Genomic DNA, 354 nt, shown 5'->3' with positions numbered 1-354 from the left:
GTTTCACGGGAACAGAATAGCGGTCTACGACCTCCCCTTCAGCAGAGTAACGCACTAGCTCTCCAGCGCCCCAGTGTGCACTGATCATATCGCCGTTATCAGCCACAATGGCCCCATCAGGCTCTCTAAAGTTATCCGAATGATCGATAAATAGCTCCGGTTCAGCGATAGGCCAACCCGTGTCTTTATCTAGCTTCATTCTCATGATTTGCGCCGTTGGTGAGTTGGTAAAGTAAACCCATTCTTTATCCATAGAAAAACAGCACCCATTCGGTATGGTGATATTGGAGATAACCTGAGTCAGCTTACCTTGGTAATAGCGATAAAAAGCAGCTTTACCCTCGATAGCATCTC

The 354-nt window shown here is 47.2% G+C and carries 1 protein-coding gene; it reads right to left on the bottom strand.

Annotated elements, in window-relative coordinates; genetic code table 11:
* Nucleotides 1-354: SMP-30/gluconolactonase/LRE family protein (locus AB4585_RS26025; RefSeq protein ID WP_372171660.1), on the bottom strand; the 354-nt coding region annotated here is incomplete at both ends.

The sequence above is a fragment of the Vibrio sp. 10N.222.49.C9 genome, from assembly GCF_041474985.1.
Classification (GTDB): Bacteria; Pseudomonadota; Gammaproteobacteria; order Enterobacterales; family Vibrionaceae; genus Vibrio; species Vibrio crassostreae_C.
The sequence above is the reverse complement of the archived record's forward strand: the minus strand, read 5'-3'. Positions and strand labels throughout refer to the sequence as shown.